General features: G+C 57.7%; 19 protein-coding genes and 4 pseudogenes. 15 read left to right on the top strand and 8 right to left on the bottom strand.

The features are described 5' to 3' along the window. The first annotated feature begins 23 nt into the window (after positions 1-23). From gcvH to lpdA, 4 genes are all read left to right on the top strand, one after another. Positions 24-407: a glycine cleavage system protein GcvH gene (gene gcvH, locus ACSFC7_RS05860; protein ID WP_436346806.1), complete on the top strand. Its 384-nt coding sequence runs from the start codon at positions 24-26 to the stop codon at positions 405-407. A 19-nt stretch (positions 408-426) separates the two neighbouring features. Continuing rightward, positions 427-1809 carry an aminomethyl-transferring glycine dehydrogenase subunit GcvPA gene (gene gcvPA / locus ACSFC7_RS05855; RefSeq protein WP_436346805.1) on the top strand — a complete coding sequence of 461 codons (1383 nt, stop codon included), beginning with the start codon at positions 427-429 and terminating at the stop codon, positions 1807-1809. After that, a complete protein-coding gene (gene gcvPB / locus ACSFC7_RS05850) occupies positions 1809-3233 on the top strand; it encodes an aminomethyl-transferring glycine dehydrogenase subunit GcvPB (RefSeq protein WP_436346804.1) in 1425 nt (474 codons plus the stop codon). The genes gcvPA and gcvPB overlap by 1 nt, the downstream gene beginning before the upstream one ends. 150 nt (positions 3234-3383) lie before the next feature. Further along, on the top strand, positions 3384-4796 hold the full coding sequence (gene lpdA / locus ACSFC7_RS05845) for a dihydrolipoyl dehydrogenase (protein ID WP_436346803.1): 1413 nt from the start codon (positions 3384-3386) through the stop codon (positions 4794-4796). Between the two features lie 168 nt (positions 4797-4964). On the opposite strand, the gene ACSFC7_RS05840 is transcribed toward lpdA, so the two are convergent. Beyond that, positions 4965-5342 (bottom strand): Rid family detoxifying hydrolase, encoded by a 378-nt coding sequence (locus tag ACSFC7_RS05840; protein WP_436346802.1) that lies wholly within the window; start codon positions 5340-5342, stop codon positions 4965-4967. A 210-nt stretch (positions 5343-5552) separates the two neighbouring features. Here ACSFC7_RS05840 and glyA point away from each other — a divergent pair, with 210 nt between their 5' ends. The 3 genes and pseudogenes from glyA to ACSFC7_RS05825 form a co-directional block, all read left to right on the top strand. Further along, on the top strand, positions 5553-6803 hold the full coding sequence (glyA, locus tag ACSFC7_RS05835) for a serine hydroxymethyltransferase (protein WP_436346801.1): 1251 nt from the start codon (positions 5553-5555) through the stop codon (positions 6801-6803). Positions 6804-6826: 23 nt separating this feature from the next. Beyond that, positions 6827-7753: a lipoyl synthase gene (gene lipA / locus ACSFC7_RS05830; RefSeq protein ID WP_436346800.1), complete on the top strand. Its 927-nt coding sequence runs from the start codon at positions 6827-6829 to the stop codon at positions 7751-7753. A 38-nt stretch (positions 7754-7791) separates the two neighbouring features. Further along, a pseudogene (locus tag ACSFC7_RS05825) lies at positions 7792-7926 on the top strand (pyridoxal 5'-phosphate synthase lyase subunit PdxS); the annotation flags it as partial. Here the strand turns inward: ACSFC7_RS05825 and ACSFC7_RS05820 are convergent. From ACSFC7_RS05820 to ACSFC7_RS05810, 3 genes and pseudogenes are all read right to left on the bottom strand, one after another. Next, a pseudogene (locus ACSFC7_RS05820) lies at positions 7918-8223 on the bottom strand (ISH3 family transposase); the annotation flags it as partial. The pseudogenes ACSFC7_RS05825 and ACSFC7_RS05820 overlap by 9 nt on opposite strands. Positions 8224-8549: 326 nt before the next feature. Then, positions 8550-10526 carry a TRAP transporter permease gene (locus ACSFC7_RS05815; protein ID WP_436346799.1) on the bottom strand — a complete coding sequence of 659 codons (1977 nt, stop codon included), beginning with the start codon at positions 10524-10526 and terminating at the stop codon, positions 8550-8552. A 52-nt stretch (positions 10527-10578) separates the two neighbouring features. After that, entirely contained in the window at positions 10579-11589 is a 1011-nt protein-coding gene (locus ACSFC7_RS05810; protein ID WP_436346798.1) for a TAXI family TRAP transporter solute-binding subunit, read from the bottom strand. A 215-nt stretch (positions 11590-11804) separates the two neighbouring features. Here ACSFC7_RS05810 and ACSFC7_RS05805 point away from each other — a divergent pair. Together ACSFC7_RS05805 and ACSFC7_RS05800 are read left to right on the top strand one after the other, a co-directional pair. Beyond that, positions 11805-12665 (top strand): annotated as a pseudogene (locus tag ACSFC7_RS05805) (IS1595 family transposase). Between the two features lie 271 nt (positions 12666-12936). Next, positions 12937-13725: an HpcH/HpaI aldolase family protein gene (locus ACSFC7_RS05800; protein ID WP_436346797.1), complete on the top strand. Its 789-nt coding sequence runs from the start codon at positions 12937-12939 to the stop codon at positions 13723-13725. Between the two features lie 505 nt (positions 13726-14230). On the opposite strand, the gene ACSFC7_RS05795 is transcribed toward ACSFC7_RS05800, so the two are convergent. Next, a complete protein-coding gene (locus tag ACSFC7_RS05795) occupies positions 14231-14998 on the bottom strand; it encodes an IclR family transcriptional regulator (RefSeq protein ID WP_436346796.1) in 768 nt (255 codons plus the stop codon). 254 nt (positions 14999-15252) lie between these two features. Here ACSFC7_RS05795 and ACSFC7_RS05790 point away from each other — a divergent pair, with 254 nt between their 5' ends. From ACSFC7_RS05790 to ACSFC7_RS05765, 6 genes and pseudogenes are all read left to right on the top strand, one after another. Further along, complete coding sequence (locus tag ACSFC7_RS05790) at positions 15253-16359, top strand: amidohydrolase family protein (protein ID WP_436346795.1); 1107 nt, start codon at positions 15253-15255, stop codon at positions 16357-16359. Between the two features lie 2 nt (positions 16360-16361). Further along, positions 16362-16736, top strand: a complete 375-nt coding sequence (locus ACSFC7_RS05785; RefSeq protein WP_436346794.1) for a Rieske (2Fe-2S) protein — start codon at positions 16362-16364, stop codon at positions 16734-16736. Positions 16737-16834: 98 nt separating this feature from the next. Beyond that, complete coding sequence (locus ACSFC7_RS05780) at positions 16835-17911, top strand: M20 family metallopeptidase (RefSeq protein WP_436346793.1); 1077 nt, start codon at positions 16835-16837, stop codon at positions 17909-17911. After that, complete coding sequence (locus tag ACSFC7_RS05775; protein ID WP_436346792.1) at positions 17911-18228, top strand: hypothetical protein; 318 nt, start codon at positions 17911-17913, stop codon at positions 18226-18228. Before ACSFC7_RS05780 ends, ACSFC7_RS05775 begins: the two co-directional genes overlap by 1 nt. A gap of 113 nt (positions 18229-18341) precedes the next feature. Further along, positions 18342-19409: pseudogene (locus tag ACSFC7_RS05770) on the top strand (IS630 family transposase). Between the two features lie 51 nt (positions 19410-19460). After that, entirely contained in the window at positions 19461-20150 is a 690-nt protein-coding gene (locus ACSFC7_RS05765) for a tyrosine-type recombinase/integrase (protein ID WP_436347910.1), read from the top strand. Positions 20151-20242: 92 nt separating this feature from the next. Here the strand turns inward: ACSFC7_RS05765 and ACSFC7_RS05760 are convergent, their stop codons facing one another. The 3 genes from ACSFC7_RS05760 to ACSFC7_RS05750 form a co-directional block, all read right to left on the bottom strand. Next, a complete protein-coding gene (locus tag ACSFC7_RS05760; RefSeq protein WP_436346791.1) occupies positions 20243-20569 on the bottom strand; it encodes a chorismate mutase in 327 nt (108 codons plus the stop codon). Then, the gene (locus tag ACSFC7_RS05755) at positions 20566-21438 is read right to left on the bottom strand and encodes a shikimate kinase (protein WP_436346790.1); all 873 of its coding nucleotides are present in this window, start codon (positions 21436-21438) and stop codon (positions 20566-20568) included. Before ACSFC7_RS05755 ends, ACSFC7_RS05760 begins: the two co-directional genes overlap by 4 nt. A 255-nt stretch (positions 21439-21693) precedes the next feature. Next, the gene (locus ACSFC7_RS05750) at positions 21694-22974 is read right to left on the bottom strand and encodes a hypothetical protein (protein ID WP_436346789.1); all 1281 of its coding nucleotides are present in this window, start codon (positions 22972-22974) and stop codon (positions 21694-21696) included. Positions 22975-23068 lie beyond the last annotated feature (94 nt).

Raw genomic sequence — 23068 nt, 5'->3', positions numbered from 1 at the left:
CAAGCGAACTATGAACAACACTAATGGAATTTGACGCACCCGACGAACTGTACTACACTGAATCGCACGAGTGGATCGAACTGATCAACGACACCGCGAGGATCGGGATCACCGACTTTGCACAGGATGAACTCGGTGATATCGTGTTCGTGGAACTACCGGCGGCCGGCACCGAACTCGATGACGGCGACGAATTCGGCGTCATCGAGAGTATCAAGGCCGTCTCCGACGTCTACGTCCCGGTCGCTGGCGTCGTCGTCGACGTCAACGAGGCGGCGGAGTCCGAACCGGAACTCGTCAACGATGACCCCTACGGCGACGGTTGGCTGATCGAACTGGAGTTTGACGGGGACCTTGATACGGAATCGTTCCTGTCGGCCGACGAGTACCGAGAGCAGATCGAGTGATCACGCGAGAGAGCCAACGATGACACAGAAAACCCAATCGATGACACAGAAAATCCAGAATGCAAGCAGCAAGCGCCGGTCCGAAGGCAACCCCTTCGCGCCGCACACGGGAGAGGACGTTGAGGCGATGCTCGACGCCATCGGCGCCGAGTCCGTCGAGGAGTTGTTCGACATCCCTCCATCGGTCCAGTTCGAGGGGTCGTTCGGGATCGAGTCGGCGTCGGAGCAGGCAGTCGTCCAGAACGTATCTGACACGCTCGCGAGGAACGAACAGCTTACGGAGTTCCTCGGACGTGGCCAGTACGATCATTACGTCCCCTCGCTCATCGACAACCTTTCGTTGCGCTCGGAGTTCCTGACGAGTTACACACAGTACCAGCCTGAGATTGCCCAGGGATTCCTGCAGGCACTGTTCGAGTACCAGTCGATGCTGGTCGAACTTACCGGACTCGAGGTCGCGAACTGCTCGATGTACGACGCAGCGACGGCGTTGGGCGAGGCAGCGCTGCTGGCTGACCGGGTCCGCGGAACGAGCGGATCTCAGGTGCTCGTCTCGGACCTCGTCCGCGATGAGCGCCTGTCTGCCCTCGAGAACTACCTCGCCGGTGCTGACATGACGGTCGAGACGTATCCCACCGCAAACGGGGCGACTGACCCAGCGACGCTCGCTGACCACGTCACCGACGAGACGGTGATGGTGTACGTTGAGAACCCGACGGCAGTCGGCACCGTCGAGGAAGACCTCTCGGCGGTGGGCGACGTCTCCGACGAGCATAACGCCGCCTTCTGTCTGGGGACAGACCCCGTCGCGCTGGCGCTGCTCGAGGAACCGGCGTCCGTCGGCGCAGACATCGTCATCGGCGACGCAAGCGTCCTCGGACTGTCGCCGGCCTACGGAATGGGGCTCGGTCTCTTCGCCTGCCGCGAGGACTACCTCCGGCAAGTGCCAGGACGGCTCGTCGGCGTGAGCGAAGACGCGAGCGACAACCGCGCGTACACGCTAACCCTGCAGACCCGGGAACAGCACATCCGACGAGAGCGGGCCACCTCCAATATCTGCACCAACCAGGCGTGGATCGCGCTACGGACAGCGATTCACATCGCCTGGCTCGGCGCGACCGGGCTGGTCGATCTGGGAGAGGAGTGCGTCGAACTCCCCCGGGAACTGGCGGCCGACCTCGACGATATCGAGGGCGTCACCGCACCCGTCCACGACCGGCACCACTTCCGCGAGTTCCTCGCGGAGACGCGCCAGGACGCCGAGCAGGTCGCCGCTGATCTCGAGGGCACCGGATTCGCAGTCCATGCTGTCGACGATCATCGGATTCAGGTCTGTATTACCGATGCGAACCGCTCCGAGCGGGACGAGTTTGTACGGGCCGTCAGGGAGGTGGTCGCCTGATGCAGCGCTACGACCAAGCCGCCTGGAGCGAGACGGACGGTCACCGGTACGAACCCCTACTCGCGGAGAAGAACGAGCAGACGGTCGACGTCGCGGAGCGGACCTCACTCCCCGACGATCTGACTCGGGAATCGGTGACCCTCCCAGAACTCTCGGAACCCGAGATTGCTCGCCACTACACGCGCCTCTCCCAGATGAACTACGGCATCGAAAGCGGGCCATTCCCGTTGGGGTCCTGTACGATGAAGTACAACCCCAAGTTCACCGAGGATGTTGGTGCGCTCGCCGACGCGGCCGCTCACCCGGACCGGTCGGCCGAGTCCACGCAGGGGACGCTCGCGATCTACTCCCGCCTGCAAGACTATCTGGGGCGGATCGGCGGGATGGATGCGGTGACGCTCCAGCCGCCCGCCGGGGCGGCCGGTGAGTTCACCGGCATCCTCGTTGCCAAGGCCTACCACGAGCACAACAGCGAGGGAGACCGCAATGAGGTAATCGTCCCTGCGAGCGCCCATGGGACGAACTTCGCGAGCGCAGTGATGGCCGGCTACGAGGTGGTCGAACTCTCGCCGAGCGATGACGGCCGGGTCGACCTCGACGCACTGGAAGCAGCAGTCGGCGACGAGACGGCAGCACTGATGCTGACGAACCCGAACACGCTGGGGCTGTTCGAACGCGAGATCGAGGAGATCGCCGAAACCGTCCACGACGCAGGCGGGTTACTGTACTACGACGGGGCGAACCTGAACGCGCTGCTGGGACAGGCCCGGCCGGGCGACATGGGGTTCGACATCATGCACTTCAACCTCCACAAGACCTTCGCCACGCCCCATGGTGGTGGCGGGCCGGGTGCCGGCCCGATCGGCGTCACGGAGAATCTGGCCGAGTTCCTCCCCTCACCGCAGGTGCGGGCCGACGGCGACGAGTACGAGCTATACGAGCCGGAGCACTCGATCGGCAAGGTCCACGGTGCAATGGGGAACTGGCTCGTCCTACTGAAAGCCTACGCCTACATCGAACGGCTCGGCGACGAAGGACTGGCGGACACGAGCGTGAAGGCAGTGCTAAACGCGAACTATCTTGGATCGCAAATCGACCTTGACATCCCCTTCGGGCCGTTCCACCACGAGTTCGTCGCCAGCGCTGGCGACCGCGATGCCGCCGACTTCGCGAAGCGCATGCTCGACTACGGGGTCCACCCGCCGACGACCAAGTGGCCCGATATCGTCCCCGAAGCTCTCATGACCGAACCGACGGAGACGGAGAGCCGGGAGACCCTCAACCAGCTCGCCGAGGCGTTGAACACGGTAGCTGGAGAGGACGAGACGACGCTGTCAACGGCGCCGTCATCGACGGCGGCCCGTCGCATCGACCAGACGAGCGCTGCCCGGAGCCCGCGCCTCTCCTGGCATGCGCTCGAGTGATAGCGCGGCGCTCGCGCTGTCCCGCCGGAACCGTTCCGGTAGTCCGGCTCATTCCCTTCGACAGTGTTGGGGCTGTCCCGGTTGACCGCGGCGCGACTGCGAACTATTAACAGGAGGTGGCATAGAGTGTCTTACGAGGATAGTATATCTATGCAAGATACAGACGTACTTGTCATCGGTGGTGGCCCCGCGGGCTACGTCGCGGCCATCCGCGCGGGACAGCTCGGCCGAACCGTTACCCTCGTCGATCGAGTCGACATCGGCGGAACGTGTTTGAACCACGGCTGCATCCCCTCGAAGGCGTTGATCGACGCAGCTAATGATGTCCACTCGATCCAGAACGCGGAGGAACGGGGTATCGAGGCGGACGTCGCAGTCGACTTCGAGAGTCTCGTCCGATGGAAGGACCGCGTGGTCCGGAAGCTCACGAAGGGCGTCGAGAAGCTCTGCGAGGCCAACGGCGTTACGCTTCGAAAGGGAACGGCCCAATTGTTCGGCGATCACCGTGCGGAGATCCGCAGTGACGACGACATCGAGACGGTCGTGTTCGACCACGCGATCGTCGCCACCGGGAGCCGACCGATCGAGCTCCCGGGGTTCTCGTTCGACGCCGATCCGATCCTGAACGCGAAGGCGGCGTTCGATCTTGACGGGATCCCTGACGAACTCGTGGTCGTCGGTGCGGGCTATATCGGAATGGAGCTATCGACGATGTTCGCCAAACTTGGGACGGACGTGACCGTCGTCGAGATACTGGACGCGCCGCTGCCGCGGTACTCGGATGACCTAACCCGGCCAGTGCGAAAGCGGGTCGAGAAGCTCGGCCTGTCCTTCCGATTCGGTCGCGTCGCGGCGGATTGGGAGCGTACCAGCGACGGCCGGATACGGATCGCGACCGAACCCGCCGGAGACGAAACGAGCGAGGATGCTATCGAATGGCACCCGGCCGACAAGGCGCTGATCGCGATCGGCCGTGCTCCGGTCTCTGACACGGCGGGCCTCGATGCGCTCGGCATCGAGCGCGACGAGAACGGGTTCGTCGAAACGGACGCACTCGGACGGACGAACGTCGATCACGTCTTCGCCGTAGGCGACGTCGCGGGCGAACCAATGCTTGCCCACGAAGGGAGCGCCGCGGGCATCGTTGCGGCCGAGGCAATCACGGGCGCGGCGCCTGATCCGGTCCGCACCGTCCCGAGCGTCGTGTTCACCGATCCCGAGATCGGAACCGTCGGGCTGACCGAAACTCAGGCGCGCGAACGGGGCTACGAACCTACCACGGGCGAGTTCCCGTTCCGCGCGAGCGGACGAGCGCTGACAGCCGGAGAGCGGACGGGGTTCGTGAAACTCGTCGCCGACGCCGAATCCGGGAGGATCCTCGGCGGACAGATCGTCGGCCCCGAGGCGTCCGAGCTGACCGCTGAGATCGGGCTCGCAGTCGAGCAGGAACTGACGCTCTCGGACGTCGCGTCGACCGTCCACGCGCACCCCACGCTCTCCGAAGCGATTATGGAAGCGGCCGATTGCGCGCTCGGCCAGCCGATCCACACCTTCGACCGGTAGCTGGCTCCGTCTGACTCCTCAAGTCGCGACCGGGAGGTCCAGCCGCGAGCAGTTCGACGCAGTCGATCACTGTCGATTGGGGACACGGTACCGCCGTCTACTGTAGCGTCGCGGTCGGGTCCCGCTGGGTCAAAAAATGCTGTTCGGGGTTCGCCAGAGGCAATTACGTTACCGGCTGGCGATGGCTTCGATCTCGACACCGATGCCTTTCGGGAGTTCGTTGACACTGACGGCGCTACGGGCAGGCGGTTCGTCGTCGAAGTAACCGCTGTACACCTCGTTCATCTCCTCGAAGTCATCGATGTCGTCGAGGAAGACGGTTACTTTGAGGACGTCGCTCATGGCGAGGCCTGCCTTGCCCAGCACCGCCTCAACGTTATCGAGCGCCTGTTCCGTCTGCTCAGCGACTGGCGCATCATCTAGTAGTTCACCATCGGGTGTCGCAGGGATCTGTCCGGCGGTAAATACGAGGTCGCCAGTCTCGGTCGCCTGGCTATACGCACCGACTGCTGCCGGTGCTTCGGTTGTCTCTATGGTTTGTGCCATATACCATTCACTTCGCCACATTGACTTAAAACATGGTGCGGACTCGTGGTCGGGTGGTCGTTCTCAGTACCGAAGCGGGAGTGCGGGAGCCGACTGCTCCTTTGAGTCAGAAGTGTTCGAGTTCACTAGGGGACCATGACACCACATGGCCGTTCCCGCTCGCCGCTTTCGTCCAAGGATTTTTATGCTATTAGGAGGATGTGAACCTGTATGTTACCAGACAGCGGTCTGGCAGCGACGGATCCTGACGTTCAGGCTGCCATCAGCGGAGAGAAACACCGACAGGAATCGAACCTAGAGATGATCGCATCGGAGAACCACGTCTCTGAGGCCGTCCTAGAGGCGCAGGGATCGGTGCTGACCAACAAGTACGCTGAGGGGTACCCCGGATCGCGGTACTATGGCGGCTGCGAGCACGTCGATACCGTGGAACAGCTGGCCATTGATCGTGCGAAAGAGCTCTTTGGCGCCGAACACGCGAACGTCCAGCCTCACAGCGGTACGCAGGCCAACATGGGCGTCTACTTCGCGATGCTGGATCCCGGCGATCGGATCCTCTCGTTGGACCTCACTCACGGTGGTCATCTCTCGCACGGTCACCACGTCAACTTCTCCGGCCAGTACTATGAGGTCGAGCAGTACGGCGTCGATACGGAGACAGGGTACATCGACTACGACGAACTTGCTGACCACGCCGAACGATTCGATCCGGACCTCGTCGTCAGCGGGTCGTCGGCGTACCCGCGGGAGTTCGATTACGAGCGTATCGGTGAGATTGCTGACGCCGTCGATGCATACCACCTGGCGGACATCGCCCACGTCACGGGGCTTATCGCCGGCGGCGTCCACGTGAACCCGATCGGGGACGCAGACTTCGTGACAGCGAGCACGCACAAGACGATTCGTGCCGGCCGCGGCGGGATGATTCTCACGACGGAGGAACACGCCGAGGCGATCGACAAAGCGATCTTCCCCGGGGCGCAGGGCGGCCCGTTGATGCACAACATCGCCGGCAAGGCCGTCGGCTTCGGGGAAGCGCTCACCGACGAGTTCAAAGATTATGTAGAACAGGTCGTTGCGAATGCGAAGACGCTCGCAGACGTGTTCACCGATCGCGGAATATCTCTCGTCAGCGGTGGCACCGACAAGCACCTCCTCCTCGTCGACCTGCGTGAATCGCATCCGTCCATTACCGGAAAAGACGCCGAGGAGCGACTGGAGGGCGTCGGAATCACGGTCAACAAGAATACGGTCCCGGGCGAGTCGCGGTCGCCGTTCGTTACCAGCGGCATCCGCGTCGGGACGCCGGCGTTGACGACGCGCGGGTTCACCGAGTCGGAGATGGAGATGATTGGTCATTACATCGTTGACCTCCTCGACGACCCGGACGACGACGACCTAGCCGAGGAGGTCTTGACAGAAGTGGATCGGCTCTGTTCCGAGTATCCCATCTATGACTGATCGTCGGCCAATCATCGAACGCTATGAGCAAGGCACGTAAACCAGATTGGCTGAAGATCCGGCCACCGTCGGGCGAGCGCTTCACAGAGATTAAGCAGTCGCTCCGCGAGCGGGACCTCCACACTGTCTGCGAGGAGGCGAACTGTCCGAACATGGGCGAGTGCTGGAGCGGACGGGACGGCCCCGGGACGGCGACGTTCATGCTGATGGGAGATCGCTGCTCGCGGGGCTGTAACTTTTGTGACGTAAAGACCGGCGGGATGGAGCCGCTTGATCCTGACGAACCCGCGAACGTTGCAGAGGCCGTCACCGACATCGGCCTCGATTACGTCGTCCTCACGTCGGTCGACCGCGACGATCTGCCCGATCAGGGTGCTGGCCACTTCGCCCGGACCATCCGTGCAATCAAGGAACGGGAACCCTCGATCCTCGTGGAGTGCTTGATCCCTGACTTCCAGGGCGACTCCGACCTGGTCGGAAAGATTGTCGACGCTGACCCGGACGTGATCGCCCATAACATCGAGACGGTCGAGCGCCGCCAGTGGCCGGTCCGGGACCGCCGCGCCGGATACGAGCAGTCGCTCTCAGTCCTCGAGCAGGTCGAGCGCGAGAGCGACATCTACACGAAGACGAGCCTGATGCTGGGGGTCGGCGAGTATGTCCACGAGGTTTACCAGACGCTGTCGGACCTCCGGGAGAGCGGCGTCGACATCGTGACGCTGGGCCAGTATCTCCAGCCCTCCCGCTCGCACCTCGAAGTCAGTGAGTACGTCCACCCAGACGTCTTCGACACTTGGCAGCGCGTCGCTGAAGAGGAACTGGACTTCCTCTACTGCGCCTCTGGCCCGATGGTCCGCTCCTCGTACCGCGCCGGCGAACTGTTCGTCGAGGCGATACTCGACGGCGAGGATATCGAACGAGCGCGCGAGCGAGTACGAACCCAATCGTAAACAGACCTAGAAACCGAACGTGGAAACAAATAACAAAAATGACAGAAGACACTGAACTCGAGGACCTCGAGCACGGAACCGAACTAATCAAGCGCGGCTTTGCCCGGATGCAGAAGGGCGAGGTGATCATGGACGTCGTGAACCGCGAGCAGGCCCGCATCGCGGAGGACGTCGAGAACGTCTTTCTGAAGCAGCGTATTGCCAATTCGTTCAACCAAATCAAGGGCAAACTTCTCTCGGAGGTGGTAGAGAACCGTGTTGGCATGTGGTGAGTCTTGACTCTTCTCGCAGAGTGTCGAGACCGAGGTCTCGTCGGCGCTTGCGCCGACGAGGACCTCGTGAATGTCCTCAGACATCGTTTCGGCATTCGGAGCGAAGTCAAGTTCAGCTTCCTCGTCAATCGTATTGACGAGGAAGTTAAGAACCTGGTCTTCGTGGATTGAACCGTCTGCTTGCAGGGTATTAGACACACCTTCAGCAAGCAGACACCCTTCCTAGTTACTTACTATTTAGCGAAAGCTATCACGAACAGCCGGCGTCGTCAAGTTGCTTTGTGAAGTACTGTGATTCGATTCCTGACGGGAGCGCTCGGCAGCGATCGATTCCGCGATGTCCGGATCGGTTTCGGCAACGCTTCTGCTGCTCTGCATGACAAACACATACTAGGCGACCGTTATAACTGTTATCGTTATCCATCTCTGGGGTATCGTGTCTGATTCGGATTGGAGACGCAGTTGTCACGTTGCAAACCGAGATCGGATACGCCGCTCGAGCGGTTTGCAAAGGCGAGCGCCGATCAGACCGCTTTATCAGTCGGATCCGAACTGAACACAAATTTTCGGGTGTGAACTACGTAGAGGAGTAAAATACCGACCGTCGAAAACCCAAACATGACGACGTTGCTCGAGAGCATCACTACCAATCCCAACAGACAGAACGCTGCTCTGAACAAGTGGTTTCGACTGCTATCGAACGAAGTCAAATTCCCATAGTAGTTAAGTCCGTGGATCAGACTCAGGGCACCGATGGCCGTCGTCGCGAGGGTAGCCACGAAGGCGATTGAAAGCCCCGGTTCTAGTATTTCTGGCCGGAAGATAAAGACGAAGGGGAGGATGAAGAAGGGGAGTGACAGCTTAATCGCCTGAAGACACGTTCTCCAGAAGTTGCCACCGGAAATCCCACACGCAACGGCGATCGACGTTGCAATTGGTGGCGTAATACCCGCAAGGATAGCGGAATAAAACACGAAGTAGTGTGCAGCAAGCTCCGGGACGAGGAAGTTGTTTATCAGCGCTGGCGTGATGAGCAACGCAACGATGAGATACGATGCAACCGTCGGCATACCTAGCCCAAGCAAGATGCAGATGATCATCGCCATGATACTGGCGAGGATCAGCGACCCGCCAGACAACTCCATCAGCGCGAGAGACAGCTTCGATGGCACACCCGTCATCATCAACAGATCGACGATTCCGTTGATCGCGGCAACGACGATTGCGATCGGAGCCAGTATTTTGACCCCGATTTGTGCGCCTTCAATCGTCTGGAAACATAGATCGCGGAGTACCGAAGCGGCTTCTGCCGGATCTGAACTGATCTGTCTGCCGAGTGGAAACCCGAACCCGACTACTATCGTCCCGATGGTAGTCAAGAGCGCGGAGTACATCACGGTATACCCGACGATACCGAGCAGGTAAATCAGGAGAACAATTGGGAGTGAAAAGCGAAGCAACTGGATCCCCAGTTCTCGAGTGGTCAGCTTCACGTCGACTGCTCCAGGATCTACCGGATCGCGTTCGCGTTCACGGAGGGCCGTGTAATGCACTCCCAGAACGACTGAGAGGTAGAAAATCAACGCAGGAAAGAGCCCCACAAGAACAATTTCGATGTAGGGCAACCCGAGCAGGGATGCCATCATAAACGCAGCGGCACCCATCACAGGAGGGAGGATTTGTCCACCTGTTGATGCAACAGATTCGATTGCACCGGACGTAGATGGTTTCAACCCATCCTCTTTCATCATTGGGATTGTAAACGAACCAGTAATTCCGGTGTTAGCTGTCTGGCTGCCGTTGATCGAACCGATTATCATACTCGCGACCACCGCTGACTGTGCGGTCCCCGATGCGATGTAGTTCGAGAGTCGGCTCGCACTGTCCTTGATCACATCGAACGCGCCATATGCTTGCAGTAGCCCCGCAAATAACATGAATAGCGCAATCCAGGCTGCAACCAGCCGAGTCAAACTTCCGTATATTCCGTCGATCTCGAGAACGAGCACCTGCAGCAGTCGCTCGGGGTTTGTCCCTGCGTGTCGGAATATACCCGGGAAGTAATTCCCCTGATAGGCGTAGAAGATAGTGAGGAGAAGGAGTGCAGGAAATGTGATCCCGAACTCTTCGTAGGACAAGTACAAAATTATAGCTAACAGAACGGCCGCCAAGACGTACTCGTGAGAATGGGCGTAGCCTACTCGCTCCGTGGCGAGGACCCAGTAATTGCTAGCCATGTACGCCGTAATTATAATGGTCCCGCCCGCAGCGAGACTATACGTCCCAATGCGTAGCGTATCACCCTCAGAGATGAATTCTACGATCGAATACAGGCAATAGTTAACAATAATACCGCCGAGAAAGAGAATACCGTACAATTCCCTCGGTATTACCTGCGTCCAGGCGTAGTAGATACAAAGGCCCCAGAATAAGACGGATAAAATTGTAAATATCGAGTTTAGCTTCGATTCTATGTTGGATGATCGTGCAGAGTTTTCCATAGTAGTGGGTGTAGGACAGTATTTACTTTGTTCTGTCGATTACTCCGTGCGGTTACTCCCCAACGGTCCAAGCATCATCCCAGGCGTCATTATCTTGGAGGAATTCGGCTACGCCAGGCGCCACCGGGTAGTCCGGTATGATCGATCTGGTCATTACGTCCAGATCACTGTGGTCCGGGTACGCGGGTTCTGCGTCGTGAACTGTATCGATATGCTCGTGCGAGATTCGAGCGATTTCGTATACCGTTTCGTCATCGAGCGACGAACTAAAGAGGAACTGCGTCAGTGATGCATAGCTTCCTCCCTTTTCGACACCGACATCCTGATCCCATCCATACATGCTGATCTCTTCGTAATCAGCACCGGGCGTATCGCGAACTGCCTGCTCGAATTCATCCGTCATTTCGACGGCTTTCATGTCTGCTTGCGCATCGACTTGGGTCACCCACCCAGCGAGAGACTCATAATTAGTCCCGTATGCAGCGATAGCGTCCACGTTTCCTTCCTCGAGGGCGCCAGCGATATCATCGTTGGACATATTCATTACGTTGATGTCGTCCCAGAGACCGGCATTCGCAAGTACCTCTTCGGTCAGCAATCGAGTGCCGAACCCTGGCTGGATCGGCCAGACGTCGGCCCCCCGAAGGTCGTCCGTCGTTTCGATATCCGTATCTTCCCTCGCCAAAAAGTAAATGTGGACGATTGCACAGACGAAGCCCTGCTGTGCGATGTTGTCTACCGAGCCATCACTGAACTCGCCCCGATTTTCCCGGACATCGTTGTACGTCGCATTGTCACACGAATGCATTACGATTTCCTGGGTATCATCGTACAGGTTGAGGTTCGCAACGTTCCCGTCCGTTTCTTGCGTTGTGAGGGCCACTTCGTCGGAATGCTCCCTCACTGCGCGCTGTAGCGCCTGACTCGCTGCAAACACGACGCTCCCCGAGGAGCCCGTCCCAACTGTTACGTCAGTTAAGTTACTGTCGCCACCGAGGCAACCAGCGGCCAGTCCGAGTCCGGTCGATGCCGATGCTGCCAGAACTGCTCGTCGATTTGGCATAGCCACACATGCGAACCTGAACCATATATAGGTTCGCCTCCATGAAAATTATGCCCAGAAAAACATCAATCAAATACGTACGTTGGCGCACGTTGGGTGAGAATCCGCCTACGCGTACAATGGATGATCGCTCTTCGGAAGCAGATTGTTGGTCGGAGAGAGCTGGCGCTGTGAAAGCGTAGCGGGCAAGGGTGATGCGTCAGCATCACCCAACTATGTTCCCAATTGAAGTGTTTCGATCGGAGGTTCGCTGGCGCGAGAGCCTCCAGTGCCCGCGCTGCCAGTCTGAATCGGTGATCAAGTACGGCAGCTATAGAAAGTACCAGCGGTATCGCTGTAAAAATTGTGGACGCACGTTCAACGTGCACAAAGACCGGCACGATCTTCGCGCACGCGAAGATCGGCCTCGATAAGCTGTTGTTCGCGTTCTACTCGTTGCTCCGGTTCAACACGAGTATCCGCCAGTTAGACGCTGAACTTGATGTTTCGTATCGGTCGCTTCACCGGCGCGTCGAGCGCTTCGCCAGAACGCTCGACGCGCCTCGCATCGAGCTCGTTGGCCCAGTCGAGATCGATGAGTTCTACGTTTCTGCCGGGAAGAAAGGCCGCGAGCGCGACCAAAAGTCGCGCTCGCGTGGCCTGTCGAAACGTGGACGAGGAAGCTACGACGAAGACAAGCCACCGGTGTTTGTCCTCGTTAATCGCGGCAGCGATCAGCGATATGTTATCCCGTCGAAATCCGCCGACGAATCAACCGTGCGACTCCTCCTCGATAACCACGAGGAGGAGTCGCTGACAGTCTATACCGACGGATTTCGTGCGTACGACCCACTGGAGAAGGACGAAACGTACCAGCGAGAAGCGGTTATTCACGGCGAAGGCGAGTACGTTGATGGAGACGCACACGTGAATATGTGCGAGAGCCACGCGTCGCTGGCGCGACGGTGGCTCTCACTGCATCGAGGCATCTCAAAGGACAAACTCACCGCGTATCTCAGACTTTTCCAACTTCGCCGGAGAATCCTACGCAAACCGGACGAGAAGCCTTGAAAGAAATCGTTCGAACTGCTCTCTGACTCACCAACAATGTCCTTCACAAGAGCTATGGATGATAGTGTCGCCAACGTCTGCAGCCGGAGACTGAAACAGGCAGGCCCCTTTTCTCAGCTAGGCACGTTCACGCGTCCCGAACCAGGGTCCACTTATTATGGATTCGTACTCCGAGTGGCTCACGATCGATTCCCCACGATTCAACTCGAAACAGCGCGGCCTTCACGTCATCTGAGTCTGGATAGCGTTGCTACAAAAATGCCAAAAGCTATAGTGAACGAGTTGCTTTCTCGAATCATGGTTCGCGAGAATAGCCTCCGTGACTCACTCGAACATGGATCGTATTGCCTAGGTGCTCGAACGTTGTTGGGATCGCCAACGATAATCGAACTCTACGGCGACCTTGGTCTAGATTTTGCCTGGGTGGATACGGAACACTCGGGGCGCTCGCCGTACGATAGTCGGGCGCTCAAGCAATATGTGAAAGTCGCTGACGCTGCAGATATTGAACCGTTCGTTCGACTCGCTACCAGCGATCCTGCGGCTGTCCGTAACGTTCTGGACGCTGGCGTCGGAACGATACTTATTCCTCGGATACAGACCCCTCAAGAGGCTAAGGCAGCCGTGCGGGCGGGATACTACACGTACAATGACGGACCCGGTGAGCGTGGAATCGGACGGTCGCAGGCAAACGATTGGGGTCGAAACATGAATCAATACCCGGATGAATCAGATCAATCTGTTCTCATCGGCATCCTGATCGAAACCGCCGAAGCGATCGCGAACATCGACGAAATCCTCTCTATCCCAGAGCTTGGATTCGTGTTCCTCGGTCCGATCGACCTGTCGATCTCGATGGGGCACCCGATGGAAACCGATCATCCAGACGTCAGTAATGCCGTCAAAACGGTGTACGAAAAATGTGAGGAGTATAACGTTCCGTATGGAACCATGGCAAGCGATGCATCTACAGCCGTATCTGCAATCGAGGACGGTGCTCAGATCGTTCGTATCGGCGATGATATCCCCGATCTTCGGATGTCGATCGATACGAGACTCCAAACGATTCAGTCGGAAATCGAGTAGCGACGTCACGGTATCGGTGAGTGGGATCCACTGTTTATGCAGCTACAAGACGATTGCGGCGGGGACTCATCCCACGGATGATTTTCACAGCGTATCCGGCCGGCCGAATCCACCGCCGCGACAACCTCTGACTGGGTGCTTCACGTCACGCGTCAAGCTCCACGTCCTCTTTACGCAGTGTCTCTCCCCGTTCGCTGTCTAAGTTAGTATCTCACTTATCGAAACGGCCGTTCTCGTTTCGTTTGCTGGCGTCTGAGCGTTCTCCCTTCTACAATCGCTATCCAGTTCGTGGTCCTGGTTGACGACTGCTCGAATCCAGCCCGGGCACCGAAGTTCGGCGCCACGCATTCTCTTTATCCCGCAGAATGAGATTTTATTAGTGGAATGGGCAAGAATTTCTCCTTGGAGAAATTTATACAGTCGTACGCTTGTAATACACCTAGAATCGGGGATACAAAATTTACAGCCGAACCGCAAGATGTACCGAGTGATTACAACACGAACGCTAGTCACTGATATTCAGTTCAATTTCGTTTGCCGTTCCCAACAGAAGGGTAGCGAGATCTCCCTCGAGGCGCTCCTGCGTGAGGCGATGCGCCGGCCCGCCGATACTGAGTGCGCCGACGACCTGATTGGTCGGTGCCCGAATCGGAACACTGACGGCGTTGAGCCCCTCCATATACTCTTCGTTACTGGTGCTATATCCCTGTTCACGTATACGCTCGAGCTCGGCAACTAACTCGTCCGGATCTTCGATAGTATGGGACGTGATCCGGGTGATATCCGTATTATCCAAAATCTCCCGTCGCCTGATATCCGGCGTAAATGCGAGGATCGTTTTTCCAGCAGCGCTCGCATGAATCGGCGTTCGTTCCCCGACATCGGGTCCAACCTCTACCGCTTGATCACCGATTGCACGGTGGACAAACACGCTATTGCCGTGTTCTTCGACGATGAATAATGCCCGTTCACCGGTCTTCGTAGCCAGATAATTCACTTTCTCCTCCGCTAATTCGTAGGCCTTCTTGCGGTACTTCACGTGTTCCCCAAATCGGAGATATTTCATTCCCAGTTTGTACTCGTCGCCCTCCTTCGACAGATACTCCAGTTTCTCAAGCGTCTTCAGGTGCCTGTGGATCGTACTCTTCGGGACGTCAATGGTATCCGCGACCTCCGTTACCCGACCCCCCTCCATTTCGGCAAGCGTCTCAGTTATCGAAACGCTCATCTGGACAGTCTCGAGCAAATTCGTTCCGGAATCGTTGTCATCCATCCTTGAAAACACGATTTTACGCGCTACTACTTATAGTTCCGGTCTGCGGTTCGACGCGTAGTACCGACTCTGCTACCTGTCTGTTTACGGTCCTCTATGAACCGCTCGACGCGGCGTGTACCATCGCTCGTACGTCCGGGATCGGAACAACCGCTGAGATAACTTGTTGTTTCACTGAACACACACAGCTGCCATCAGAGCCACACCGGAGGTCTGTCGATAGGTTTATTGCCTTCCCCTTACCAAGTACGGGTATGGGCGACATGAGCCATGCAGCAGAGAGATTAAAAGCTGTCGACAGGGTAGTTGACTGCGATTTTCACTTAACCGAGGAAGAGGAGGATTTCCTCCCGTATTTGGACGACCCCTTCGATAAACTGTTGCAGCGCAACGATGATCACGCAGGGGTGAGCAAGGGCCTGTATCCGAATGCAGGCTATCTCACCCCCCCAAAGACGGGGAAAACGTCTTCGCGACCGGTACGAACGATCGAAGACGTTAGAGAAGCGATGGAGTTGTTGCATACTGATACGACGCTGGTCACTCCGGGTACCAACCTTCGGCTTCCGTACGTTCACCACGACGAATTAGCTGCCTCACTCGCTACTGCGTACAACGAATGGATTTTAGACACAATCCTTCCCGAAGACGACGCAGTCTATGGAGCGATCTTGGTGGCGCCCCAGAAGCCAGACCTCGCGGCGGCGGAGATTGCCGATCGAGCGTCTGAGTCAAGTATGGTTGCGGTCTCGCTACCCGGCGCAGGCGCTAATCCCCCGCTCGGGGACGAGCGATACTTCCCGATCTACGAAGCAGCGCAACGACACGGGCTACCGATTCTCATTCACTGCGGGACGACCGGACTGATGGCCAACTTTCCGCACCAGTGGCGAGGTACAAAGCGATATCTGGACGCCCACCTTCTGGCGCACCCAGTTGACCACATGTTCCATCTTTCGACGATGCTTACCAACGGAATACCGGAGCGGTTCCCCGATCTAAACTTCGTACTACAGGAGGCGGGACTAGGTTGGGTCCCGTACTTCCTTGAACGGTACGATAACGAATATGCGGACAAGCAATACGATGCCCCGCTGTTAGAACAGACCCCCAGCGAGTATATTCGAGATCAATTCTACTTTACGAGCCAGCCCGTAGAAGGGGCAGACAATCCCCAGTACATCAAGTTCGTGGCAGAACAAATTGGGCCTGAAAACCTCCTGTTCTCCTCCGACTACCCTCACTTCGACTTCGACTACACGGACACCTTATTGAACTCGCTTCGATCCCAGCTCTCCGAAAGCGAGATGGAAGGCGTGTACGGTAACACGGCGGCTGACCTGTTCGATATCCCTAACTAACCATGACTGGTGATTCCATAGACGACCGGTTGCACTATGTCGCCCCGGTGGATGCCTTTGACGACACCAACAGGGTGATTGCGAGTGTGAACGGGCGTGAGATCGGCATCTTCGAGATCGATGGGGAGTTCTACGGACTCTCCAATTTTTGCGTTCATCAGGGAGGGCCAGGTTGTGAGGGTCAAATTTCCGGAACGGTGACCGAGACCGAAGACGGCGAGTTAACGTACGAGAAGGATGGAGAGCTAGTCAGCTGTCCGTGGCACGGCTGGACATTCGACATCAAAACCGGCCGTTTAGACGCTCGCCCGGATGATTACCGTCTTCCAACCTACGATGTAGAGGTCGTCGACGACGAAGTGTACGTCTCCCTCTAGGACCAATTCTACATTTATAACTCATCTTTCATCATATATTATCGTGATTGGTCTAACTGCCGGCACATTTAATGCATTCCAATACAAACCGCGTTAGCATGTGTGAAACCATCGAGTTGGCGAAGCAACTACTTCGGATTCCGAGCCACGACGACGAGACCGAGGCTGGCGAATTCATCTTCGATTGGTGTAGTAACGTACCCGATGCTGAAGTTCGGCAGGACGACGTCGGAAATATCATCGCGAAGAAAGGGAGCGGAGAAACGACGATCGCACTGGTTGGACATCACGACGTCGTCCCTCCTGGCCCGGATCAGATAACTACTGATAACGAGTACGTGCTGGAAGAAGATACTGAACGAATACATTGCCGTGGGTCTGCAGACATGAAAGGGTCGCTCGCTGCAGCGATGTGTGCGTTCAAAGATTGTGATCCCGACGCAACCGTTATTTTTGCCAGTTTTGTCGGCGAAGAGGTCGGCGGTGTGGGCGCCCAATACGCTATAGAAAACGGATTCGAACCGGATTACGCGATTATTGGCGAGGGCTCGACCTGTTATTCAACGCCTGGAATAACCGATGTTGTGATCGCTCACCGCGGTCGACGCGAGCACGCATTTACGATAGCTGGCACTGCAATGCACGCCAGCGAGTCACAGGATGACGAAAACGCCATCTACAACGCGCTCCCTGTCCTCAACGGATTGAAGGAGGCGCCATCATACAGCGATTCCTTCTACGGCCAACCCATCAAGGGGAGTATCGTCGCGACAAAGATCTCCGATGCGGATAACCCATCGAACACGCTACCCCATACGTGCACGATTACGGCCGATGAACGAACGATCCCGGACGGGGCGATTACTGAAGCGGATCTAACAGACGTTCCATACGATGAGTGGGAGTATTCTGTGGAATTCCCACCCATGGTGTGTGATGAAGAGTATTTTGGTGAACTCGTTCGTAAAGCAGCGACAACCGTTCAGGAAGAGCAGTCGTCGTTAGTTTCGAAGCCTCACGCGACAGATGCCGGCTGGCTAGCGAAGAACGGTACGACCTGTGTCGTGTGTGGGGCGGCAGAACCTGGTGAAGCGCACACGAACTCCGAGAGTGTCCGCAAACATGTACTTGAACGCTGCAAGCGTATCTACCAAGAGTCTGTCGAACAACTGTAATGCCCAAGAACGATCTCCCTCGATGGTGGATCGATGGAATCGAGGAGCATGAGGAACACGGTTTACTGCCGTACAAACCACCGGTGTTCAGCGACGGTGTCGTCGTTCCACCAGTCGTCCACACGCTCAAGGAGAAGTATGGGATCAACGTAACAATTTGCAATGTAAACCCACAAAGCGACTATTGGCAGATCATCGTCGACGGAGCGCACGCCGCACGGATCGTCCGACAGCGACACATGGACGGCCAGAACGAATACCTCATCTCAAGCTCTGCGTTCGAAACTATAGTCAAATCAGAAATTACCGTGGAGTAATACGGGTGTCGTAACTTGCGCTGCTGGTGAGAATAGTAACCGAGCGGATAGCTTGTTCCGTACCGATATAGTAACCGTTAGAACTTTCTACTCGTAGATCGTTACTAAGCGTAGTGGATCATCTCGACAAGATCACTGTCGAAGAGTTGCAAAATGCTCTCGACAATGTGGAGGAAAGAAGCCGATACAGCGGCTTTTAGCGGCAATTGCGTATAAAAACGGCGTCACGCAGATAGAACTAGCCGAGTGGTACGACGTTCAGCAACGGACAATCTATAGCTGGCTCAAGCGACTCGACACGGACGTGTCGCTTGAGCAAGCCGTTACTGATACTCATCGATCTGAGAGAAAGCGAAAGATCTCAGAAAAAGAGTAAGAAGAATTCGAAGAAACTGTCCACGAACCACCAGAGAAAGTTGGATTTGACGCGCCAGCGCTCGTCCAGCAGTATCTTGACGATACCTACGAAGTTGAGTACTCAATCCCAAGTTGCCGGCGGTTGCTCACAAAAGCGGGATTGAGCTTCCAAAAACCACGCCGCACAGCCGCCGAATCTGAAGCTGAGGAGCAAGAAACGTTCCGCGAGGAACTCAAAAAAAGCAGCGGGAGATGGACGCCACAGTAGTCTGTACCGATCAAACCAAGAAATCCATGCAAGTTGACCCACGTGCCGCGTGGTTTCCCCGCGGCACGCGGCCATCTGTCAAATTATCTGGGAAACGCGACTGGACGTGTCTGTTATAGTAACAACTGAAATGATTTACATACTGATCGCACAGCCGTCGTGCGATCAGATGTGTATTGACTTTCAGTGGCTACTATAGGTGCGATCACCGAAAACGGTGATCGCTTTTTTCTCGATTCGAAGAGTAGGTTACTATCAAGAAGCAAAACATTTCATTCTCACATTATACCAAGAGTTCGAAGATGAATTGATCATTGTACTGGATGGAGCGCCGTACTTTCAGGCGTTGACCGTCACGGATCTAGCGGCCTGTAACGACCTCGTCTTCATGACTTTACCAGCGTATTCGCCAGAGCTAAATCCCGTAGAGGAGTGCTGGAGACAACGCCAAGCTGCTCTCAGCAACCGATTCTTTGATTCGCTTACTGAACTCACAGCAGCGATCGACACCGCCCTCGACCAACTTATGGTTCCTGAGATGAGTAATTATTTCTAATGTCTACTATACAATCCGTTCCTCCGCGTCAAAGAGAAGCGTGAAGCGGATCTGGAAAACGAAAGCCCGAACGATCATCCGAAGGTTGAACTTGAAGAGCTGAGTGAATTGGTGAAGAGCATCAAGCACGTTGGGGAGCGCGCGGTTACAGTCTTCCAACTCAAAACGGGGGTTCGTTCCTCGGAGCTGGCTAACATTCGCCTGGAGGATATTCATATTACGAATCCTGACGTGTTGAGTCACTACGAGTCGATGGGAACGCACGACCAGTTGGACGACACGGCGAACGCGGTGTACATCCCTCCAGAAGATGCTCGGGATGGTAACAAGCGTGAGCGTCCTACAGTCATTCCGTTGGATGACGAGACGCGTCGTGTGCTTATTGACTGGTTATTGATTCGGCCAGACAACGATGCGCCGTGGCTGTTTTTGACGCAGAAGGGGAAGCAAATGAAGAAATCGAGTTTGGGTCACGTGTGGCGGAAGCACTGGTGGCCTGAGTACGAGTTCGATGCAGAAGAGGAGTTCCGGTCAATTACACCGCACTGGTCACGTCACTGGATGTCGACCTGGTTTCGGACAAAGGCTGAGATGGAGGAACCGAAGGATCAGTATCTTCGTGGTGACACCATGGGCGGAGAACTTGAGGAGAGTCGGTCGGCGTTCCATCGGTATGTGCACATGTACTATGATGACGTCGAGTCGGAGTATCGAGATGGCGTGTTCAAGCTCGGTATTTGAACGCGCGGTTCTGTTGGGGTTCTGCTTCGTTGACTTATACCCTATTTAAATGACTTTCTGCAAGAACCACCATCACCGCGCCGTCTTGCGATTTACCGGTTTTGTCTTTGTTCGACCTTGTTCAGTTCGATTAACAGCCGAAAAATCGCTTTCACGAGATTTGCATCGACGTCGAACTGCTCTGCGTTCGTCCCCGCCCGATCCATCACCTGTTGTTCTTGCTTCTCGTCGGTCGTCGGCAGGCCCTGCTCGTCTTTGACCTGCGCGATCGTATCGGCGACGTAGGTTCGCTGCGCGATCAGTTCGACGATCTCGCGATCGATCGTCTGGATCTCCTCGCGCAGTTCGTCGAGGCTCATTTCGTCCGGTGTTCGATTCTCTCCACTGCCGTCCGTGGCCGTCTCGGATTTGCGAGTCATATCAGTTGTGTCCCGTCGGTTCGCGTCTCCAGTAGTCGTGTCGTTCCGTCGCGTTCGTGCCACCGTTGCTGGACCGACTCGAGCGTCGCCTGGTCGCCGACAGCGACGTAACTCGGGCCCGTACCCGACAGCGAGACGCCGGTGACGTCGGGGAGGACGTCGATCATCGGGCCGGTCGGGAACTCGAGAGCGCCACAGAACGCGAAGCCGTTGACGGTCATGGCCTCACCGTAGCGACCGTCGAGGGCGAGTTCCGCGACGAGGTCCGCCATCGGGGCGATCCGCTCGCAGGCGGACGCGTCGGCGTCGGCGCTGAAGGACTGTTCGGGCGGGGTGTACACGAGCGCGTGCCAGTCGATCTCTTCGCGGGCGAGCAACTCGTCGCCCAGGTTGTCGGTAACCGTCACGCCACCGAGCATACTCGCGCTGGCGTCGTCGAACGCGCCCGTAACCGTCACACCGGCGTCACGCGCTGCGCGCACACCCAGTCGGCAGGCCTCGAGTCGGTCGACTGTGCCGGCGATATCGAGGGCGTCGAGCGTCGCGAGCACGGACGCGTTCGCCGCGGCACTCGAACTCTTGAGACCGGAGGCCATCGGAACGTCACTCTCCGTTCGGACTCGAGCACCGACGGTCGACGGGTCAAGACCGGCGGTCTCGGCGTAATCGTCGATCGTCAGCTCGGCACAGCGTTCGACGAGCACCGTATCGGCGTCGGGCTGGTCGGCGATTTCGGCGTCGATACTCCCGTCGTTCGTGAGTTCGACGGTGGCTGTCGTCTCGAGGTCGATCGCGAACGCAGAGCCAGTCCCGGTTGCGAGTGCGTTGAGAACCGTCCCGGCTGCTGGGGCGACGGCGCGGCCGTCCATACGCGTACTGTCTCAGACTGCGTATTTACGGCTGACGGTCTCGACGAAACTGTCCGTCTACGGCAGTAGCGGCGCCAGAATCCAGTCGTCGTACTCGGTGACGAGTAGTCCGTACGGCCGACGGACTGTCCATCGGCGGAGTAATGTTCTTGGCGCCACCCGTCCTCCTGAAAACGACCGGTCGAGGGCCGTCCTCGAGGAAACGATCGACGTGGAAATGACCACCAGCGGTGAGTTACGGGACGCGTCCCGACGTTACAGATAGCCGAACAGCGGCATCGCGAGGCCGACGATCCATCCCAGAAGGCCGATGCCGAAGAGTACGGCGCCTTCACTGTCGCTGCGGGCGGATCCCGCTGCGAGCAATCCGAGCGCGATCATCAGCCCGAGTCGGTGGAGCAGCAACTGGAGCGGGAGCGTCGTAATCCCGATCCCGACGAAATCCAGGATGAAACCCACACCGAGCCCGACGGCAGTGAACGCGAACGCCGACTGGGGCTTCAACGGGCGCCCCAACCAGCTCGCAACGCGTTGCAACCGTAGAAACCGGGTCGCCCGTTCGAGCGGCTGAGTGAGGACGATCGCCGTCACCGGCAAGCCGACCACCAGTATCGGGTACAGTACGGTAACGAACGCCTGTGGCGTGATCCACGGCACCGCTGCCTCCACGGCGAGGCCGGCAATCCGAACGCCGACGACCAGTCCGGCGAGCGCTCCGACGAGGATGAAGCCACGGATGTTCAGATACGCCCACCCGAGCAGGTGTCGGGTCCCGCGCACGATCCCCCGCGTGGTTTCGCCGCCGAGCAATCCGAGCAGCCCGATTCCGACCGAAGGAGCGATGATCGCCAACTCGATGACCGAGAGCCAGCCGTCGTTCCAGCCCTCGTGCGTGCCGTGGTACTCGCGTCGCACTTCCTCGACGTACGGCTCGTCGAGAAACTCCGCTTCGAGGTCGTTCTGCGACTCCTGAATGTCAGTTACCGAATGTCGAAGCCGGAACCAGTCGAAGTACTCCTGGTGTACCTGAATCGCCGTCCAGTCGTCGTGCTCCGTCGTGTACGCGCGGATGTGCTGCCGGCTCCCGAGGTACGTGCCCGTATGGAGTTGGTAGCTCTCCTCGATCCAGACGCCCTCGCCGCCGTGTGGCCCGGTGTCGGCGTAGGTGTATCGCGTCGAGCCGTGGGCGTCGTCCCACTGGATCGAATCCTCGTCCTCGTAGGTTTCCGGTTCGTCCTCCGCTTCGGAACCCAGCTCCTCCCACTCGAGTTCCTCCTGGGCGACGAGCGTCCGATGGACGCGCTCGTCGGAGCCGTGGACGAGGAGGTTGATCGCGAGCGCCCGTTCGCCGGCCGATCGATCGCGGCTGGTGTACGGCCAGATGTAGCTCCCGTTTTCCTCGGGTTGGACTAGCTGGTCGCGATCGAGCGTCTCGGGCTCGGTCGGCTCGGTCGTCGGATCGATTATTCCGCCGGCTACCAGATAGCTGGCGGCGAGGACGAACAGCCCGAAAAGCAAGAGATGGCGGCGATTCATCGACGGTTCCGACTCACCCGCGACTCTCCGTCCCCGGCGTCGCGGACGATGCCGCTCTCGGGACGCGCTCTCGATCGTGTCCCCCCGGGACGAA

It is taken from the genome of Natronorubrum halobium, assembly GCF_051351675.1.
Classification (GTDB): Archaea; Halobacteriota; Halobacteria; order Halobacteriales; family Natrialbaceae; genus Natronorubrum.
The sequence above is the reverse complement of the archived record's forward strand: the minus strand, read 5'-3'. Positions and strand labels throughout refer to the sequence as shown.

Excerpts from the sequence above, each read along its gene's own strand:
- gcvH (WP_436346806.1), top strand. The coding sequence starts at position 24 with ATGGAATTTGACGCACCCGACGAACTGTACTACACTGAATCGCACGAG.
- gcvPA (WP_436346805.1), top strand. The coding sequence starts at position 427 with ATGACACAGAAAACCCAATCGATGACACAGAAAATCCAGAATGCAAGC.
- gcvPB (WP_436346804.1), top strand. The coding sequence starts at position 1,809 with ATGCAGCGCTACGACCAAGCCGCCTGGAGCGAGACGGACGGTCACCGG.
- lpdA (WP_436346803.1), top strand. The coding sequence starts at position 3,384 with ATGCAAGATACAGACGTACTTGTCATCGGTGGTGGCCCCGCGGGCTAC.
- ACSFC7_RS05840 (WP_436346802.1), bottom strand. The coding sequence starts at position 5,342 with ATGGCACAAACCATAGAGACAACCGAAGCACCGGCAGCAGTCGGTGCG.
- glyA (WP_436346801.1), top strand. The coding sequence starts at position 5,553 with ATGTTACCAGACAGCGGTCTGGCAGCGACGGATCCTGACGTTCAGGCT.
- lipA (WP_436346800.1), top strand. The coding sequence starts at position 6,827 with ATGAGCAAGGCACGTAAACCAGATTGGCTGAAGATCCGGCCACCGTCG.
- ACSFC7_RS05815 (WP_436346799.1), bottom strand. The coding sequence starts at position 10,526 with ATGGAAAACTCTGCACGATCATCCAACATAGAATCGAAGCTAAACTCG.
- ACSFC7_RS05810 (WP_436346798.1), bottom strand. The coding sequence starts at position 11,589 with ATGCCAAATCGACGAGCAGTTCTGGCAGCATCGGCATCGACCGGACTC.
- ACSFC7_RS05800 (WP_436346797.1), top strand. The coding sequence starts at position 12,937 with ATGGTTCGCGAGAATAGCCTCCGTGACTCACTCGAACATGGATCGTAT.
- ACSFC7_RS05795 (WP_436346796.1), bottom strand. The coding sequence starts at position 14,998 with ATGGATGACAACGATTCCGGAACGAATTTGCTCGAGACTGTCCAGATG.
- ACSFC7_RS05790 (WP_436346795.1), top strand. The coding sequence starts at position 15,253 with ATGGGCGACATGAGCCATGCAGCAGAGAGATTAAAAGCTGTCGACAGG.
- ACSFC7_RS05785 (WP_436346794.1), top strand. The coding sequence starts at position 16,362 with ATGACTGGTGATTCCATAGACGACCGGTTGCACTATGTCGCCCCGGTG.
- ACSFC7_RS05780 (WP_436346793.1), top strand. The coding sequence starts at position 16,835 with ATGTGTGAAACCATCGAGTTGGCGAAGCAACTACTTCGGATTCCGAGC.
- ACSFC7_RS05775 (WP_436346792.1), top strand. The coding sequence starts at position 17,911 with ATGCCCAAGAACGATCTCCCTCGATGGTGGATCGATGGAATCGAGGAG.
- ACSFC7_RS05760 (WP_436346791.1), bottom strand. The coding sequence starts at position 20,569 with ATGACTCGCAAATCCGAGACGGCCACGGACGGCAGTGGAGAGAATCGA.
- ACSFC7_RS05755 (WP_436346790.1), bottom strand. The coding sequence starts at position 21,438 with ATGGACGGCCGCGCCGTCGCCCCAGCAGCCGGGACGGTTCTCAACGCA.
- ACSFC7_RS05750 (WP_436346789.1), bottom strand. The coding sequence starts at position 22,974 with ATGAATCGCCGCCATCTCTTGCTTTTCGGGCTGTTCGTCCTCGCCGCC.